This is a genomic window from Corynebacterium sp. SCR221107 (assembly GCF_027886475.1).
Taxonomy (GTDB): Bacteria; Actinomycetota; Actinomycetes; order Mycobacteriales; family Mycobacteriaceae; genus Corynebacterium.
This window is the reverse complement of sequence record NZ_CP115670.1, coordinates 1603672-1621928: the sequence shown is the minus strand read 5'-3', so window position 1 is coordinate 1621928 and position 18257 is coordinate 1603672. Positions and strand designations below refer to the sequence as shown.

Below are 18257 nucleotides of genomic sequence, written 5' to 3'. Positions count from 1 at the left end.
GGATTGCATCAACTCAGGGTGGTTGTCGCGCAGGTCATTGAACCCCCTCACGACGCTGTAATAGATGCCGCCAGGGTAGGAGCTTACGTCCGAGATGTAGCCGAAGAAGTAGTCCGGCCCAAAGGGCTCTGGTTGTGGTGCTCCCTCGTGATCGACAGGCGGAAGGGACGATCAGGCATAGCGGGAGACGAGTGGGCTGGCTTGTGCACTCGCCGCCTGTGCCGGCGCGATGACGCCATACGCGGCGCAGGCCACGCTTACGGTCAGCGCGCCGGTGTGCGTCGCTAAGCTGCGGGCCCCGCGCATTCGTGAGCGTCCCATTCGCTGATGATGGGTGCTGTGCGGTGTGGGCGTGGGTGGAAGGCTCGACGAAAGAGGGAAGTGGTGAAAGTATTATGCATGTTGCGTTGCGCCTATAGTTTGCGGGTGACGGGCACGTATTTTTTATCAGTACCAGCTGAGTCAAAGGTTTGCAGCGCAAGCGCGGCTCGCGGGTGTGTGACGGCAAAGTCGGCACCGAGTCAGAAGGCAAAAGGGGGGACCTTTTTATTCATGGTGTGAGGGTCAGTTCGGCCAGCATTGACAGACATACTAAGCTGTCTAGTCGATGACTACCGCAACTGTTGATTTCAAATCCGCATTCCTCGACGCGATGAAGGCTCGCGTTCTCATCGGCGACGGCGCCATGGGCACGCAGCTTCAGGGCTTCGACTTGGACGTAGACAAGGACTTCCTGGGACTTGAGGGTTGCAACGAGATCCTCAACGACACCCGCCCAGACGTCGTCGCCTCTATTCACCGTGCCTATTTTGAGGCCGGCGCCGATCTCGTGGAGACGAACACTTTCGGTTGCAATCTTCCGAACCTCGCCGACTATGGGATCGCCGATCGCTGCCGGGAACTGGCCTACAAGGGTGTCAAGATCGCCCGAGAGGTTGCCGATGAGATGGGTCCTGGCCGCGATGGCATGCGTCGGTTTGTGCTCGGCTCGATGGGGCCGGGGACCAAACTTCCCTCGTTGGGGCATGCCCCCTACACGGACCTGAAGAAGTACTACACCCAGGCTGCCCTAGGCATGGTCGAGGGTGGGGCGGATGCCATCCTCATCGAAACCGCTCAGGACCTGCTGCAGGTCAAGGCCGCCGTGCACGGCTGTCAGGAAGCCTTCGAGCAGCTTGGCGTTCGCCTGCCTCTGGTGTGCCACGTGACCGTGGAGACCACCGGAACCATGCTGTTAGGCTCCGAGATCGGCGCTGCGCTGACCGCCATCGAACACCTAGGGGTGGATATGATCGGCCTGAACTGCGCCACCGGCCCTGAGGAGATGAGCGAGCACCTGCGCTACCTGTCCCAGAATGCGCAGATCCCGGTTTCGGTCATGCCGAACGCTGGCCTTCCGGTGCTGGGCAAGAATGGCGCCGAGTACCCGCTGTCGGCCGCGGAGCTGGGCGTGGCGCTGCGCGGATTCGTGCAGGACTACGGCCTGTCCATGGTCGGTGGCTGCTGCGGCACCACCCCGGCACACATCTCCGCCGTTCGGGATGCGGTTGTTGGTAGCGACACCGAACCTGCCGCCGTGCAGGCACCGCGCCACCCCGCCGAGGACGATGCCGTGTCCTCTCTATACACCTCGGTGAACCTCGCCCAGGACACGGGCATCACCATGATCGGTGAGCGCACCAACGCCAACGGGTCCAAGGCCTTCCGCGAGGCGATGCTCGCGGGTGACTGGGACACCTGTGTGGAGATCGCCAAGCAGCAGACCCGCGATGGTGCCCACATGCTCGACCTCTGCGTGGACTATGTCGGTCGAGATGGCCGTGAGGATATGGGGAAGCTTGCCTCCCTGCTGGCTACCAGCTCCACGTTGCCGATCATGATCGACTCCACTGAGCCGGACGTCATCCAGGTCGGACTCGAGCACCTGGGCGGACGCTGCGCGGTCAACTCCGTTAACTTCGAGGACGGCGACGGCCCCGATTCCCGCTATCAGCGCATCATGCGCCTAGTCAAGCGCCACGGGGCGGCCGTGGTCGCGCTTACTATCGACGAGGAGGGCCAGGCCCGCACCGCGGAGAAGAAGGTCGAGATCGCCGAGCGACTCATCACCGATATCACGCAGAACTGGGGTCTCGACGAGTCTGACATCATCGTTGACACCTTGACCTTCCCGATCTCTACCGGCCAGGAGGAGACCCGGCGCGACGGCATTGAGACCATCAATGCGATCCGCGAGATCAAGGCGCGTCACCCCCGCGTGCACACCACGCTCGGCTTGTCGAACATCTCCTTTGGCCTCAACCCTGCTGCCCGCCAGGTGCTCAACTCAGTTTTCCTCAACGAATGCATCGAGGCCGGGCTGGATTCCGCGATCGCGCACAGCTCCAAAATCCTTCCGATGAATCGGATCGAGGAGGAGCAGCGCAAGGTCGCCCTCGATATGGTCTACGACCGGCGCACCGACGACTATGATCCGTTGCAGACCTTCATGGCCCTGTTCGAGGGCGTGTCCGCGGCATCGGCCAAGGACGCCCGCGCAGAGGCGCTGGCCGCGATGCCTTTGTTCGATCGCATCGCTCAGCGCGTCATCGACGGCGAGAAGAATGGGCTCGAGGACGACCTTGACGAGGCCATGAGGCAGAAGTCCCCGCTAGACATCGTCAACGACGACCTGCTCAACGGTATGAAGACCGTCGGCGACTTGTTTGGTTCCGGCCAGATGCAGCTGCCTTTCGTGCTGCAGTCCGCCGAGACCATGAAGCAGGCCGTGGCCTATCTTGAGCAGTTCATGGAGGCTTCCGACGATTCCGGCGGAAAGGGAACCATCGTCATCGCCACCGTCAAGGGTGACGTCCACGATATCGGCAAAAACCTCGTGGACATTATCTTGTCCAACAACGGTTTTAACGTGGTCAATATCGGCATCAAGCAGCCGATCTCGAACATCCTGGAGGCGGCGAAAGAAAACAACGCCGATGCGATCGGCATGTCGGGCCTGCTGGTGAAGTCGACGGTCATCATGAAGGAAAATCTTCAGGAGATGAACGCCTCCGGTGACTCCGGATACCCAGTCATCCTCGGTGGTGCGGCGCTCACGCGTGCCTATGTCGAAGATGACCTCACCGAGGTCTACGACGGTGAAGTTCACTACGCCAAGGACGCCTTTGAGTCCCTGCGGCTGATGAACGAGTTCATGGCCGCCGCCCGCGGCGAGGGCTTGGATCCCCTTTCGCCGGAAGCGATCGAGCTGGAGAAGAAGAAGCAGGAGCGTAAAGCTCGTCGCGAGCGCTCCAAGCGCATCGCTGCTGAGCGCAAGGCCGCCGCCGAGCCGGTAGAGGTTCCGGCCCGCTCCGCGGTTGCCGAGGATGTTCCAGTAGCCACACCGCCATTCTGGGGAACCCGCATTGTCAAGGGTTTGAACTTGAATGAGTACCTCCCGCTGCTGGATGAGCGCGCGTTGTTCATGGGGCGCTGGGGGCTGAAGTCCGCCCGCGGCGGGGAGGGTCCTTCCTATGAGGAGCTCGTCGAAACCGACGGTCGCCCGCGCCTTCGCTATTGGATCGATAGGCTCAAGTCCGAGGGGATTCTCGATCACGCTGCGGTCGTCTACGGCTACTTCCCGGCGGTATCTGAGGGCGATGACGTTATCCTGCTCGAGGAGCCACGCCCAGAAGCAAACGAGATTGCGCGGATCCATTTCCCGCGCCAGCAGCGCGGAAAGTTCTTGTGCATCGCGGACTTTATCCGTTCCCGGGAATTGGCCGAAAAGACCGGCACGGTCGATGTTTTCCCCATGCAGCTGGTCACGATGGGGCAGCCCATCGCCGATTTCGCGAACGTGCTTTTCGCCGATAATAACTACCGTGACTATCTGGAGGTGCACGGGGTCGGCGTCCAGCTTACAGAGGCGCTTGCCGAATACTGGCACGCGCGTGTCCGCGCTGAGCTTGCGCTTTCCGACGGAAACCATGCCGGAGATGAGGATTCTCACGATGTGTCCAAGTTCTTTGACTTGGACTATCGCGGTGCTCGCTACTCATTTGGTTATGGCTCCTGCCCGAACCTCGAGGATCGTGCAACGTTGGTCAAGCTCCTTGACTCCGAGCGCATCGGCGTGACCCTGTCCGAGGAGTACCAGCTGCACCCGGAGCAGTCCACAGATGCCTTCGTGCTCTACCACCCGGAGGCGAAGTACTTTAACGTCTAGCTTTTAAGCTGCGGATGGAGGGATCGATTGTGAAACGGTCGGTCCCTTTTCTCGTGCTCAGATGCAATCGGAAGGGACAAAGAAACGGCAAGCGGTGGCGCGCTGGTGGCGTCGGCAAGCAACTTTCCATCCTTGCTGTGACGCTGACACAGGCAATCGTGACATCGGACAGACCCGCTTCGATTCATAAAAGATAGCTTCCCTCTTATTTTCACTAAGCGAATCAAAATTTGGTTAGGCTGTGCTTGAATATGGTGTCGGTACTCTATCTCACCTTGGGAAATATAGCCTAAGCATCGGTGATTTCCTAGTGGAAATGAGCCACAATTGAAGGCATGAACGCCACGAACAATTCCTCACGGGGTGTGCGGGAGTTTCTCACTTCTTCCGAAGGAATGATCGCCACCGCCACGCTGCTTGCCATCTGCATCCATGTGGTGCTGCGCTTTGGGTTTGACTTTCAGTCTTGGTCGGGCAACTGGCCACTGGTGGTCATGGTTGTCATCGGTGGCGTGCCGTTGACCATCGATGTGATCAAAGGAGCAATCAAGGCGCGCGGCGGTGCGGACTTGCTTGCGGCAATGTCGATTATCGCCGCGGTGGCGATGGGTGAGTGGCTTGTTGCCGCCATCATTGTGCTCATGCTCTCCGGAGGTGAGGCTCTCGAGGATGCCGCCAGTAAACGTGCCTCCGCCACCCTCGACGCCTTGGCCAAGCGCAGTCCGACCGTGGCGCACCGGCTCAGGGGAGAATCCTTGAGTTCGGGCACGGATGATGTACACGCCGATCAGGTTCTCGTGGGTGATCGGGTGGTCGTTTTACCGCATGAACTGTGCCCGGTCGATGGCGAGGTGATGGAAGGCCGCGGTGCCATGGACGAGTCTTACTTGACCGGTGAGCCGTACGTGGTGCCCAAATCTCAGGGCTCGGCGGTGATTTCTGGTGCCATCAATGGAGAGGTGGCGCTGGTCATCGAGGCCACCGCGGCGGCACAGGATTCGCGTTACGCCAAGATCGTCGGTGTGCTTAAGGAGGCTGAGAATAACCGCCCGCCGATGCGGCGTATGGCCGACCGGCTCGGTGCGTGGTATACGGTGATTGCTCTCGCGCTGGCGACAATTGGCTGGCTTATGTCGGGCGATCCCTCGCGCTTTCTGGCGGTGTTGGTCATCGCAACGCCTTGCCCATTGCTCATTGGCGTACCTGTTGCCATCATTGGCGCGATTTCTTTGTCGGCCAAGCGCGGAATCATCGTCAAGAACCCGGCCATGCTCGAAGACGTTGGACGTGTCAAGATCGTCATGTTTGACAAGACTGGAACCTTGACATATGGGCGTCCATCGGTGACCAATGTCTTCACGGCACCGGGTAGAGACGCTGACGAAGTGGTGACCTTATGCGCTGCGGTTGAGAAGTATTCCAAGCACCCGCTGGCGCAGGCGATTGTTCGCGAGGCTGAAAGACTCAAGCTAGCCATTCCGGAAACAGACTCCATATCTGAACATCCAGGCCAAGGCCTGTCCGCCACGGTGGCCGGGCGCGAAATCCATATCACCAACCGGGTCGGTTGCGAGAAAATCGACCCTTCTTCGACCGCGTTGCTTCCGCCCGGTGCAACCGGCATGGAATCGGTCGTGCTCATCGACGGCCGCTACGCCGCGACCCTTCAGTTTCGTGATGAGCCACGGCTGTCTGCAGCCAGCTTTATCGAGCATCTGCCCAGCAAGCATGGAGTTGAAGAGATGATGATTCTGTCCGGCGACCGGGAAGCCGAGGTGCGTCACCTTGCTGAGCAAGTAGGCATCACCGAAGTGCATGGGGGCATGAGCCCGGAGGCCAAGCTGGCGATCGTTCGGGAAAAGACCACGCTCGGTCCCACTCTATTCCTCGGCGATGGCATCAATGATGCCCCGGCGATGACCGCCGCCTCTGCCGGCATCGCCTTTGGCGCGACCTCCGATGTCACCAGCGAAGCTGCCGATGCCGTGGTTTTAGACTCCTCCCTTGAACGCCTCGACGACCTGCTCCACATTGGCAGCCGTATGCGGCGGATTGCCCTACAAAGCGTCATCGGCGGCATGGGGCTGTCTATTCTTGGCATGATCTTGGCTGTCTTTGGCCTATTTACTCCACTCATGGGAGCAATCGCACAAGAACTCATCGATGTATTGGCCATCTCGAACGCGGCACGGGTGGGTATGACGAACAAGTCTCTGTCCGATTTTGACGATGCAGCCCACCACTAGCCAAACGGTGCACACAAGGCCAGGTGGGCGGGCCGAAACCGTCTGGTCGGGAATAGCAATCTCTTTACTGCTTGTCTGGCCCAACAACCGTTTTCACCGTATCTGCTTAAGCGATCGCACCCTTGGCAGCGCTGTAGGGCTTAGCGCACAAGGCACTCGGGTGATCAAGCATCGCCAGGCTGCAACGCGGAGTCGACGCCATGGAGATGGGTTCGGCGCACGTGGCGCTAAGGTAGGTGGCATGTTTGATGCCATTATTTGGGACATGGATGGAACCCTCGTTGATTCCGAACCGCTGTGGGGCGAAGCCACCTACGCGATGAGCGAGCATCTGGGCAAGCGCTTCACCGTGGAACAACGGGCTACCACAGTTGGCACCAACTTCGACTTCACCTTCGAGCTGGCAGCCCGCAACGGTGGGCACGATCCAGCCACCTTGGATCGCAACTATTGGCGCGATTTTCTGTACACCCGCGTCATTGCGCTCATGCGAGAAAAGCTGGTGCTACGCGCTGGCGTGCGCGAGTTGTTGACCGAGCTGCACACCGAGGTGGTGCCGATGGCTATCGCCACCAACACTGAACGACTCGTTGCCCAAGCACCTTTTGAAGTCATCGGTGAGCAGTTGTTTGCCACCACCGTGTGCGGCGACGAGGTGGAGACTCCTAAGCCGGCTCCTGACATGTACCTCAAGGCCGCCGAGGTGATCGGCGTCGATCCAAGCAAGTGCCTGGTATTTGAAGATTCCGCAGCTGGTATGCGAGGCGCCGTCGCCGCCGGATGTCGGGTCATCGGGCTTCCTGAATCGTCGACCCTCAAGCTGCCTGACGGGGTATATCCCATGCGTAAACTGCACGGTGGCGTCGAATTTACGGGGGTGAGCGCGCAGAAGCTGCGCGATTGGTACGAGGTCATCAGCGCCTAGTCATGGCTGGTGTGCCATACTATTTTCCGTGAAGAATTTTGACAGCCTGTTTGAAGAACTCCGTGAGCGCGCCGAGACCCGTCCTGAGGGCTCTGGCACCGTGAAAGCTTTGGACTCCGGGCTGCATACCTTGGGCAAGAAGGTCATCGAAGAGGCCGGCGAGGTGTGGCTGGCCGCGGAGTATCAGTCCGAAGAGGAGCTCGCTGAGGAGATCTCCCAGCTCATGTACTGGTGCCAGGTCATCATGCTCAAGCGCGGGCTGACCCCGGAAGATATCTACAAGTACCTCTAGAACTCTCGCCCCTCATAAACTAAGGTTTTTGCCACACTCATGCTGAAAATCGCGATCCCCAACAAGGGTTCATTGTCCGAGGCCGCCGTAGAAATCTTGAAAGAGGCTGGCTATGCCGGCCGCGGCGAGTCTAAGCAGCTCAACGTCGTTGATACGGCCAACGACGTTGAATTCTTCTTCCTGCGCCCGAAAGACATCGCCATCTATGTCGCCGGTGGTCAACTAGACCTTGGCATCACCGGACGCGACTTGGCCGCCGATTCCAAGGCCGACGTGGCCGAGGTCATGCCGCTGGGGTTCGGAGCCTCCACCTTCCGCTATGCTGCTCCCAACGATAAACAGTGGAGCGTGGACATGTTGGAGGGAAAGCGTATTGCCACGTCATACCCGAACCTCGTGCGCGCCGATCTGGAGCGTCGAGGCATCGATGCAAAAGTGATCCGTCTCGACGGGGCGGTTGAGATTTCTATTCGCCTCGGTGTGGCTGATGCTATCGCCGACGTTGTTTCGACTGGACGCACACTTCGCAAGCAAGGATTGGAGCCTTTCGGCGAGGTCATCTGTGACTCTGAGGCCGTTGTTGTTGGTCGCAAGGGTGTCGAAGTAGATGACGAACAGCGGGTTTTCCTGCGCCGTCTGGAGGGCATACTTCACGCGCAGAATTACCTCATGCTCGACTACAACATCGATCGCGGCAACCTCGAGGCGGCCGAGGCGATTACCCCCGGCATCTCTGGCCCGACGGTATCCCCTCTGGCTAGGGAGAATTGGGTGGCCGTGCGCGCAATGGTGCCGCGCGGGAAGGCCAATCACATCATGGACGAGCTGGCCGCCCTTGGTGCCCAGGCGATTTTGGCATCCGAGATCCGGATCGCTCGTATATAGTCGCTCTGCATAAAAACCGCCATTCGCATCCCCCTTTTCTCAGTCCCCTTTGGCTGGGCGAAGGGGGATACGTATGTGCAGCTAAGTCCCGCTTTTCGTCATGAATAGAATTGCACAATATTGTCAATAGTGTTCTTTTTATAGAATTCTCCTCTGAAAAGTGGGCATCGACAAAAACTTTCTGTAGTCTGACCGGTATGAGCGAAATCGTAACCGGAATCATCGCCCGTACCAAGGGCGCCCCCGTTGAGGCTGTTAACATCGTCATTCCTGACCCTGGCGCCCACGACGTGGTCGTCAAGATCCAAGCCTGCGGGGTGTGTCATACTGACCTTGCCTATCGCGAGGGGGATATCGCCGATGAGTTCCCATTCCTGCTTGGCCACGAGGCCTCCGGCGTGGTGGAGTCTGTCGGCGAGGCCGTCACCCATGTCGAGGTGGGGGACTTCGTGGTGCTGAACTGGCGCGCCGTGTGCGGTGAGTGTCGTGCCTGCAAGAAGGGGGAACCACAGTACTGCTTTAACACCCACAACGCTTCGCAGAAGATGACCTTGGAGGACGGCACCAAGCTGACCCCAGCGCTTGGTATAGGCGCATTTGCGGAAAAGACCCTAGTCCACGAGGGACAGTGCACGAAGGTCAATCCAACTATCGATCCGGCCGCAGCCGGTCTGCTCGGCTGTGGCATCATGGCTGGCTTGGGTGCGGCAGTCAATACCGGCGACGTCAAGCGCGGTGAGTCGGTGGCCGTCTTTGGCTGCGGTGGTGTCGGCATGGCTGCCGTCGCCGGCGCCAAGCTCGCAGGTGCAAGCACGATTATCGCCGTCGATCTCGACCCAGACAAGCTTGAGACCGCCATCCAGTTTGGCGCCACCCACACCGTCTGCGGCGCTGGCAAGAGCGAGGAAGAGGTCATTGAGGCGATCCGGGAGCTTACTGGCGGATTCGGAACCGATGTGGCCATCGATGCCGTGGGGATTGTGTCTACCAGCCGTCAAGCTTTCTATGCCCGCGATCTCGCAGGGCGCATGGTGCTGGTCGGCGTCCCCAACCTTTCGGCGCGCTTTGACGTTCCGGCGATCGACTTCTTCGGCCGCGGGGGTTCTTTGAAGTCATCCTGGTATGGGGATTGCCTCCCGGAGCGCGACTTCCCCATGTATGTCGATCTATCCCTCCAGGGCCGGTTCCCGCTGGTCGACTTCGTTTCTGAGCGTGTGGGCTTGGGGGATGTGGAACAGGCATTCGCCACCATGAAGACCGGCAAGGTGCTACGTTCGGTCGTGGAACTCTAATCCCTTTCCCATCCGGCCTTCAGGCGGCCACGTGTCTATCCGTGGACACCCCACTGCTCGGGTCGGTCGAATAGTCGGATCAATCTTAGACCCAAGGAATCACCTATGAGCCCTCACTTGTCCATCGAAAAGCTTGTGACCAGCGGTAAGTTCCGTCTTGACGGCGGGGAGTGGGACGTTGACAACAACGTCTATCTCATCGGCACGGGTCATGAGGTCATCATCGTCGATCCTTCGCATGATGCGCAGGCCATCTACGATTCAGTTGGCGAACGCACGGTGCTTTTTGTCTTGCTGACGCACGCTCACAATGACCACTGTGAGCTTGCTCCGGAGGTAGCGCAGCATTATGGAGTTGACGTCTACCTGCATCCGGATGATCAAGTGTTGTGGGAAGAAAGCAATGGGGATGCCCCATTTATCCCGCTTGCCGACGGTCACACGTTTACTGTGGCAGGTCAGACCGTCAAGGTCATTCACACCCCCGGCCACTCGCCCGGATGTGTGGTGGTTTACCTTCCCGCGGAAAAGACCCTGTTGTCCGGCGATACGCTGTTTAACGGAGGTCCCGGAGCAACTGGCCGCAAGTACTCCAGCTTCGAGGTGATTATCGACTCGCTGCGCACAAAGGTCTTTACTCTTCCTGGAGAAACTGCCGTCCTGCCTGGTCACGGTGATGCCACCACCATCGGGGCCGAAGCGGCGCGGCTGGATGAATATATCGCTCGTGGTTACTAATTTTTCAGCGCTGAACTTCCGCTTTCGCAAGGAGTGATGACTTAACACCGCGGTATTCAAGGCTGGAGATAGAGAAGCCACCACGATGAGCCGGTGTGGCTGTGAATCGGCAGGAATCGTCGTTAAGCGAAAATAGAGAAACCCTAGACCCCGTTCGGGTCTAGGGTTTCGTGTGTTTGCTCACCTTTTTGGGGCGAGTGCTTGTTAAATTCACACGTCGTTCACTTTTCGCCGGGCTGATGCTGTGGGAAACACTTGCTTTTGTCGGCCAAGTACAGAAAACTCGGAAGTAATCAAACAAATTGCCACATTTCTATGTTTATATAGAAACTAAAGGGGGGTTTTATGGCCATCGTCCACGTCCTCATCATCCTCGTGGCGATCTACCTTGGCGCGCGCCTAGGATCGATAGGAATCGGCCTCGCCGGCGGGCTGGGCGTCATGGCTTTGGGGCTTTCAGGCGTCCCGATCACCCGCGATGACATTCCCTTTGATGTCATCGGCATCATCATGACCGTCATTGCGGCGATCTCGGCGATGCAGCGTGCCGGTGGCTTAGATTATCTGGTGCACCTCGCTGAAGTGGTGCTACGCAAAAACCCCAAGCACATCACCTACCTCGCGCCCGTGGTCACCTATCTCATGACCCTGTTCGCTGGAACTGGACACACGGCCTTTTCCACCCTGCCTGTCATCGTGGAGGTGGCGAAGGAGACGGGAGTGCGCCCCTCGCGTCCGCTGTCGGTGGCAGTGGTCGCGTCCCAGCTCGCTATCACCGCCTCGCCGATCTCGGCTGCGGTGGTGTTTATGGCAGACGAGCTTGAGCAATATGGAGTGGGTTATCTAGATCTGCTCATGATCTGTATTCCCGCGACCTTCCTGGCTATATTCCCCACGGCGTGGCTAAGCCAGCGCCTGGGCAAGGAACTCAAAGACGACCCGGAGTACAACGATCGCCTCAAGCGTGGCGTTATCGTCCCGCCGAAGGGAAAGATCGAATACACCCCAACTTCAGGGGCGAAGAGCTCGGTCATTATCTTCCTCGTGGCCATTGTCGCCGTCATGGTGTACGCAACCTTGATCTCCGATCAGCTAGGGATCATCGCGGATCCAACCTTGCCGCGCAATGAGGCCATCATGACTGTGATGCTGACCGCAGCGGTTGCGATCACCATGATGTGCAAGATTCAGGCCGCCGACATTCTCACCACCCAGGTGTTTCGCTCGGGCATGTCGGCCGCGATGTGTGTGCTCGGCGTTGCCTGGCTGGGTACCTCGCTCATCAATCATTACCTCGAACCCATTCAGGCGTTCTCCGGCGACCTGTTGACCAGCTATCCGTGGATGCTCGCCGTCGTTCTCTTCTTCGCTGCCGCATTGCTGTACTCGCAGGCGGCTACCGCCAAGGCGCTCATTCCTGCAGCGCTTGCCATCGGGGTGTCCCCGCTCACGGCGATCGCTTCCTTCCCAGCGGTGTCAGCGTTGTTCATCCTGCCCACCTATCCGACACTCCTAGCCGCCGTGGAGATGGACGATACCGGCTCGACCCGCATCGGCAAGGCAGTGTTCAACCACCCGTTTATTATTCCGGGCACGGTCTGCATCACCATCTCTGTGGCGCTCGGATTCCTCATCGGCCCACTGTTCGTCTAACAAAACTACCCCCGAAAGGGCACCTCGGTGCGTCTGTGTTTCGGCACAGCTTGCGCCTTTGAATAACTCTCACCTGATAGAAGTAGCAGGTGTGCCACCCCGAGCTGCGGACTCGGTCTGATTGTTAAAAAATCCCACAGAATTCTGTGGCGGGCATAACAACGACGTGTCTAGCCTTGAAGGTAGATATTTCAGATTTCTCGTTGATTGATGAAGGAAGAAGCAATGGCAAAGTCCCATTCAAAGGCGGCCGACTCCGAAAAGAAGAAGAAGGAGGAGGCTCACGGCGGTTCCGATCCTGTCGAGGTGGTGACAACCGACGAGCCCGTCGATGCCCCCGAGGTGGTCAAAGATCTCGATTCCGATCGCAGCTATCGCATTGAGGTCGATCTGTTGGGGGAGATGAAGGTTCCCAACGATGTCTACTATGGCGTTCACACCCTGCGTGCCATCGACAATTTCCAGATCTCGCGCACGACGATTAACCAGATCCCAGAGTTCATCCGGGGCATGGTTCAGGTCAAGAAGGCTGCCGCGCTTGCCAATCGGCGTTTGCACACCCTGCCTGCCAAGAAGTGCGAGGCCATCGTGTGGGCCTGCGACCAGATCTTGGTCGAAGGTCGCTGCATGGATCAGTTCCCTTTGGACGTCTTTCAGGGAGGAGCTGGCACCAGCCTCAACATGAACACCAATGAGGTCGTGGCCAACCTCGCCTTGGAATACCTTGGTCACCCCAAGGGTGCCTACGACATCATCAACCCCAATGACGATGTCAACATGAGCCAGTCCACCAACGATGCTTACCCGACCGGATTCCGCCTCGGCGTATACGACTGCATGCAAACCCTGATCACCCAGATCGAGGCTCTGCAGGCGGCCTTTAATGCCAAGGCTCGCGAGTTTGTGGACATCTTGAAGATGGGTCGCACCCAGCTGCAAGACGCGGTGCCGATGACGCTTGGTGATGAGTTTGCGGCGTTTGCGCACAACCTCGCCGAGGAGCAGTCGGTGTTGCGTGAGGCCGCCAACCGCCTACTCGAAATCAATTTGGGTGCAACCGCCATCGGTACCGGTTTGAACACCCCTTCCGGGTATCGTCACCAGGTCACTGCCACCTTGTCTGAGGTCACCGGCCTTGAAATCAAGTCCGCCCGTGACCTCATCGAGGCCACCAGCGACACCGGCGCCTACGTGCTCGCGCATTCGGCGGTCAAGCGCGCGGCCATGAAGTTGTCCAAGATCTGCAACGATTTGCGCCTGCTGGCCTCCGGACCGACCGCAGGCCTGCATGAGATCAACCTCCCGCCGCGTCAGGCCGGTTCCTCGATCATGCCGGCGAAGGTCAATCCGGTCATCCCCGAGGTTGTCAACCAGGTGTGCTTCAAGGTCTTCGGCAATGATCTAACCGTGACGATGGCCGCCGAGGCCGGTCAGCTTCAACTCAACGTCATGGAGCCGGTCATTGGTGAGGCCTTGTTCCAATCGATTCGCATCCTCGGCAACGCCGCCGACACCCTGCGCGAAAAGTGCGTCGTGGGTATTACCGCCAATGCCGATGTGTGCCGCGCCTATGTGGAAAACTCCATCGGTATCGTCACCTACCTCAACCCGTTTATCGGACACCACAACGGTGATCTGATCGGCAAAGAGGCAGCTGCCACCGGCAAGTCCGTCAAACAGCTCGTGCTAGAAAAGGGACTGATGGACGAAGATACCCTAAATCAGGTTCTGTCCACCGAAAACCTCATGCACCCGGTGTTTCGCGGCCAACTTTACCTCGACAACTAGCATGCGCTAGCTGGCCTCAAAGCTTCAATCCTCGAGACGGCCAACCGGGCCTTTTCCAAGGGGCTATCTGCTGTGATGAGGCCATAAAAGTCGCCGCCTGGTAAGGCCTGTATACCGAAGGGCACGCACGTGATCGACGTGTGTGCCCTTTTGCGGCCTTCTTGCTTGCCGACGCTTCCAGCTTCTCGTTGGGTGCGGCATCCTTTTTCCCCTTCGGCCGAGGGGTACGGGTTTTTTCCACCGCACGCGGCACGGATACCGTGTGCGTGTGGCGCCTGGCACGCGTCGGCAAGCGCAAGGGCGAAGCGTGCGTTTGGCAGCAAGCGTCGAGTACGGCTTCGTGGGCGTGGCATAAGGGGAGTGCAAACCGAGTAGGTAACATGGCTGTGAGGAATCTCTATTGATGGATTTCTTGTATTTTTCGTTACCGCCCCTTGAACGCTTTAAGGTTGCCATGTCTACTGACGTCGAGATTGCCCAGGCTCACACCCTCGAGCCCATCACCGAGATTGCCAAGCGCGCCGGAATTCCAGACGAGGCTCTGATCACTTACGGAGCCGCCAAGGCGAAGGTTGACTTCGCCAAGGTGCCGGGCAATCCGGATGGCAAACTCATCCTCGTCACCGGCATTTCGCCCACGCCAGCGGGGGAAGGCAAATCCACTGTACTTATCGGATTATCCGATGCCATGCGGTTGATCGGCCACAATTCTATCGTTGCGCTGCGTGAACCCTCGCTGGGGCCGGTGATGGGCATCAAAGGCGGCGCCGCGGGCGGAGGCTATTCCCAGGTGGTTCCGATGGAAGACATTAACCTGCACTTCACGGGCGATTTCCATGCGATCACTGCAGCAACAAACACGCTGGCCGCGCTCGTTGACAATCACATCCAGCAGGGCAATGAGCTCGGAATCGACGTGCGCTCGATTACCTGGCAGCGCTGCATGGACGTCAATGATCGTTCCCTGCGCAAGATTGTGACCGGCCTCGGTGGCCGCGCCCACGGAACGCCGACCGAGACCGGATTTACCATCACCGCCGCCAGCGAGATCATGGCCATCCTGTGCCTTGCCACCGACCTCGAGGACCTTCGTGCTCGCATCTCACGCATTGTGGTTGCGCAAAACTTCGAAGGCAAGCCGGTCACCGTTGCCAACTTGAAGGTCGAAGGCGCTCTCACCGCGCTCATGCGCGATGCGATCAACCCCAACCTCGTGCAAACACTCGGTGGAACCCCGGCCTTCGTCCACGGTGGACCCTTCGCCAATATCGCCCACGGCTGCAATTCGCTCATTGCCACCACCACCGCCCTCAAGCTCGGCGACGTGGTGCTCACCGAGGCTGGTTTCGGCTCCGACCTCGGCGCGGAGAAATTCTTCGACATCAAGTCCCGCATCGGTGGGCTGACGGTCAACGGGGCTGTCGTCGTCGCCACCATTCGTTCCCTGAAATACAACGGGGGCGTGGCCAAGGATCAGCTCACCGACGAAAACCTCGACGCGCTAGCCAAGGGTGTGGCCAACCTCGAGGCCCACGTGCGCAATGTCCGCCAGTTTGGTGTCACCCCCATCGTGGCTCTCAACCGATTTACTTCAGACACCGCCGCCGAGATTGAGTGGATGCACAACTGGGCCACTGAGTATGGGGTGCAACTCGTCCCCGTTGACGTCTGGGCCAAGGGAGGGGAGGGCGCAGTCGAATTGGCAAAGGTCGTCATGGACAACCTCCGCGAGGATTCTACGCAGTTGTACGACCCAGCCGAGGGCATCGAGGCCTCTATCGAAACCATCGCCACCAAGGTCTACTCGGCGGGCAGGGTCCATTACTCTTGGCGCGCCGAAAAAGACCTGCAGTATCTCAAGGACAACGGCTGGGACACCTTACCGGTGTGCATTTCCAAGACGCAGTACTCTTTCTCCGATGAGCCTAGCCTGCTGGGGGCTGCCACCGGACACACCCTGCACGTGCGCAAGCTGCTGCCGCGCATCGGTTCCGGCTTCATCGTGGCGCTCACCGGCGATGTCATGACCATGCCGGGCCTGCCGAAGAAGCCCGCTGCCCTGGGAATCGACGTCAAAGACGGCCAGATCGGCGGCCTGTTCTAATCATTTGGCCAGCCGGGGTAGGCCGGCGGCTGCCCGCCGAAGGCGGGGCACAAGGCCTTGTGCTGGCACCAATCGCACAGCTTCGAGGTCTTGGGGCGAAAGTCCCCGGATTTGCCGTCGGATTCGATCTTGGTCCACAAGTCGGCGACGTCGCGCTCGAAAAACTCCAGTTCCTCCTTCGACGGTGCAAGGTACATGGAGTCGATGACCTTGAGGTACATCAGGCGCAGTTGGGTGGGGATGACCCCGAACAAACGCCAGTAGACCAGAGCGTAAAACCGCATCTGGAACTGGGCGTCGTGGGAGTAGCGGGGTAGGGGCTTCTTTCCTGTCTTATAGTCGACCACGCGTACCTCGCCGCTGGGAGCCACGTCGACGCGGTCAATGAAACCGCGCACAGGCACGCCGTTGGGCAAGGTGGTGTCAACACACATCTCGCACTCGGATGCATCGAAGCCTTGCGGGTTTTCCATCTCGAAATAGCCGCGGATCAACGTGCGACATTCCACGAGAAAATCGTATGTCTTTTCCTGTGGCACCACTTCGAGGAGCTCAGGATCCCTTTCGGTCATCTTCGCCCAGTTGGGCTTGAGCCTTTTTACCGCCGCCGGAAAGGTACGCGCCTCGCGCTCCCACTTGTGCATGTCTTCTAGGCAGGCATGGACAAGGGTTCCTTTGACCTGGGCGACCGTCTTCGGTTCGGGCAATTTGTCGATGGCACGGAAGCGGTAGAGCAGCGGGCATTGCTGGTAGTCGCTGGCACGGGAGGGGGACAGGGCGATCTTTGCACTCATAACCTAGAAAACACTAGTCCACATCGACACCTTTGCGTCTGCGACTACGCTTAGAAGGCGTGAACTCTTTTGCCTACGACCTGATTTCCTTCATCGCTTCTGCACCAAGCTCCTATCACGCTGCCGCGAGTGGCGCGCAGCTGCTTGAAGACGCAGGCTTTAGCCAACAAGACGAAACTCAGCCCTGGGATGCAAGCGCGGGCGGGCACTTCCTCATTCGCGGAGGTGCGCTGATGGCATGGTTCGTGCCAAACAACGCCACCGCGGAGGAATCCGGTTTTAGAATCATCGGCGCCCACAATGACTCGCCCGGATTCAAGCTCAAGCCGCACGGCGACCGGTCTAGTGCAGGTTTCCAACAGGCAGGCGTTGAGGTCTACGGCGGGCCGATTATCCCGTCCTGGCTCGATCGCGAGCTCGTTCTCGCCGGACGGGTCGTGCTCGCTGACGGTCAGACGAAGCTGGTTTCCACCCCACCGGTGATGCGCATCCCGCATCTGGCCATCCACCTGGACAGAAGCGTCAATGACGGACTGCAGCTCGATCGCCAACGCCACCTCCAACCCATCTTCTCCGCAGGCCAGCCCGAGATCACCATCATGGATGTGGTGGCGCAGGCTGCAGGCGTTGCCGCCGAGGACATCGTTGCGCATGACCTCATCACCGCCGATGCGCAACCGGGAGAGATCTTTGGCGCCAACGAGGATTTCCTCGCCGCAGGCCGGCTCGACAATCTCTCCAGCGTCTACCCAGGGTTGCGCGCTCTTTCTCGCGCCTCTGACCTGGCCAGCGAAGGCGACGATATCCTCGTGCTTGCCTGCTTCGACCACGAGGAAATCGGTTCGGGATCGACGACGGGTGCGGCCGGCCCCATCCTGGAGGACGTGCTAGTGCGCACCGCCACTGCGCTCGGTGCCACCGCCGACAGCATCCGCAGGATGTATGCGCGCTCGAGCTGCGTGTCCGCCGATGCCGCGCACTCCATTCATCCCAACTATCCCGAGCGCCACGATAGCGAAAACGCACCAGTCATGGGCATGGGTCCGGCACTGAAGGTCAACGCCAACCAACGTTATGCTTCCAATGCGGTCACCGAGGCTATGTGGTTGGCCGCCTGCGAACGCGCAGGTGTAAGCACTCAGGTCTTCGCCGGCAATAACTCGGTGCCCTGTGGCACCACCATCGGTCCGCTTACCGCCACGCGCCTAGGCATCGATACCGTCGATGTGGGTGTGCCGCTTTTGTCGATGCATTCCGCTCGCGAGCTTGCCCATATCCGCGATCTCTACCAGCTTGAACAGGTCTTGCATGAGTATTTGGTAGGGTAAACCCT

The 18257-nt window shown here is 59.2% G+C and carries 13 protein-coding genes; 11 read left to right on the top strand and 2 right to left on the bottom strand.

The genetic code is table 11. The features are described 5' to 3' along the window. Positions 1 to 171 precede the first annotated feature (171 nt). Positions 172 to 321: a hypothetical protein gene (locus PAB09_RS07065; RefSeq protein WP_271033015.1), complete on the bottom strand. Its 150-nt coding sequence runs from the start codon at positions 319 to 321 to the stop codon at positions 172 to 174. 286 nt (positions 322 to 607) lie between these two features. Between PAB09_RS07065 and metH the strand changes: the two genes are divergently transcribed. The 10 genes from metH (at position 608) to PAB09_RS07015 (ending at position 16130) form a co-directional block, all read left to right on the top strand. Continuing rightward, positions 608 to 4207, top strand: a complete 3600-nt coding sequence (metH, locus tag PAB09_RS07060) for a methionine synthase (protein WP_271033014.1) — start codon at positions 608 to 610, stop codon at positions 4205 to 4207. Positions 4208 to 4542: 335 nt separating this feature from the next. Further along, complete coding sequence (locus PAB09_RS07055) at positions 4543 to 6453, top strand: heavy metal translocating P-type ATPase (RefSeq protein ID WP_271033013.1); 1911 nt, start codon at positions 4543 to 4545, stop codon at positions 6451 to 6453. Positions 6454 to 6694: 241 nt separating this feature from the next. After that, the gene (locus PAB09_RS07050; RefSeq protein WP_271033012.1) at positions 6695 to 7378 is read left to right on the top strand and encodes an HAD family hydrolase; all 684 of its coding nucleotides are present in this window, start codon (positions 6695 to 6697) and stop codon (positions 7376 to 7378) included. Between the two features lie 28 nt (positions 7379 to 7406). Continuing rightward, complete coding sequence (locus PAB09_RS07045; RefSeq protein ID WP_271033011.1) at positions 7407 to 7670, top strand: phosphoribosyl-ATP diphosphatase; 264 nt, start codon at positions 7407 to 7409, stop codon at positions 7668 to 7670. 39 nt (positions 7671 to 7709) lie between these two features. Continuing rightward, positions 7710 to 8555 carry an ATP phosphoribosyltransferase gene (hisG, locus tag PAB09_RS07040; protein WP_271033010.1) on the top strand — a complete coding sequence of 282 codons (846 nt, stop codon included), beginning with the start codon at positions 7710 to 7712 and terminating at the stop codon, positions 8553 to 8555. Between the two features lie 197 nt (positions 8556 to 8752). Beyond that, entirely contained in the window at positions 8753 to 9847 is a 1095-nt protein-coding gene (locus tag PAB09_RS07035; RefSeq protein ID WP_271033009.1) for an S-(hydroxymethyl)mycothiol dehydrogenase, read from the top strand. Positions 9848 to 9964: 117 nt separating this feature from the next. After that, on the top strand, positions 9965 to 10585 hold the full coding sequence (locus PAB09_RS07030; protein WP_271035314.1) for an MBL fold metallo-hydrolase: 621 nt from the start codon (positions 9965 to 9967) through the stop codon (positions 10583 to 10585). A gap of 345 nt (positions 10586 to 10930) precedes the next feature. Then, the gene (locus PAB09_RS07025; RefSeq protein ID WP_271033008.1) at positions 10931 to 12238 is read left to right on the top strand and encodes an anaerobic C4-dicarboxylate transporter; all 1308 of its coding nucleotides are present in this window, start codon (positions 10931 to 10933) and stop codon (positions 12236 to 12238) included. Positions 12239 to 12463: 225 nt separating this feature from the next. Then, entirely contained in the window at positions 12464 to 14026 is a 1563-nt protein-coding gene (aspA, locus tag PAB09_RS07020; RefSeq protein WP_271033007.1) for an aspartate ammonia-lyase, read from the top strand. A 454-nt stretch (positions 14027 to 14480) separates the two neighbouring features. After that, positions 14481 to 16130, top strand: a complete 1650-nt coding sequence (locus PAB09_RS07015) for a formate--tetrahydrofolate ligase (protein WP_271033006.1) — start codon at positions 14481 to 14483, stop codon at positions 16128 to 16130. Here PAB09_RS07015 and PAB09_RS07010 read toward each other — a convergent pair. Then, a complete protein-coding gene (locus PAB09_RS07010) occupies positions 16127 to 16924 on the bottom strand; it encodes a RecB family exonuclease (protein ID WP_271033005.1) in 798 nt (265 codons plus the stop codon). The two genes, PAB09_RS07015 and PAB09_RS07010, sit on opposite strands and share 4 nt — an antisense overlap. A gap of 32 nt (positions 16925 to 16956) precedes the next feature. Here PAB09_RS07010 and PAB09_RS07005 point away from each other — a divergent pair, with 32 nt between their 5' ends. Next, positions 16957 to 18252: a M18 family aminopeptidase gene (locus PAB09_RS07005; RefSeq protein ID WP_271033004.1), complete on the top strand. Its 1296-nt coding sequence runs from the start codon at positions 16957 to 16959 to the stop codon at positions 18250 to 18252. Positions 18253 to 18257 lie beyond the last annotated feature (5 nt).

Bases quoted from the DNA above. Each gene is read 5' to 3' on its own strand.
- hisG (WP_271033010.1), top strand. From the start codon at position 7,710: ATGCTGAAAATCGCGATCCCCAACAAGGGTTCATTGTCCGAGGCCGCC.
- PAB09_RS07015 (WP_271033006.1), top strand. From the start codon at position 14,481: ATGTCTACTGACGTCGAGATTGCCCAGGCTCACACCCTCGAGCCCATC.
- PAB09_RS07055 (WP_271033013.1), top strand. From the start codon at position 4,543: ATGAACGCCACGAACAATTCCTCACGGGGTGTGCGGGAGTTTCTCACT.
- PAB09_RS07035 (WP_271033009.1), top strand. From the start codon at position 8,753: ATGAGCGAAATCGTAACCGGAATCATCGCCCGTACCAAGGGCGCCCCC.
- metH (WP_271033014.1), top strand. From the start codon at position 608: ATGACTACCGCAACTGTTGATTTCAAATCCGCATTCCTCGACGCGATG.
- PAB09_RS07065 (WP_271033015.1), bottom strand. From the start codon at position 321: ATGGGACGCTCACGAATGCGCGGGGCCCGCAGCTTAGCGACGCACACC.
- PAB09_RS07025 (WP_271033008.1), top strand. From the start codon at position 10,931: ATGGCCATCGTCCACGTCCTCATCATCCTCGTGGCGATCTACCTTGGC.
- aspA (WP_271033007.1), top strand. From the start codon at position 12,464: ATGGCAAAGTCCCATTCAAAGGCGGCCGACTCCGAAAAGAAGAAGAAG.
- PAB09_RS07010 (WP_271033005.1), bottom strand. From the start codon at position 16,924: ATGAGTGCAAAGATCGCCCTGTCCCCCTCCCGTGCCAGCGACTACCAG.
- PAB09_RS07050 (WP_271033012.1), top strand. From the start codon at position 6,695: ATGTTTGATGCCATTATTTGGGACATGGATGGAACCCTCGTTGATTCC.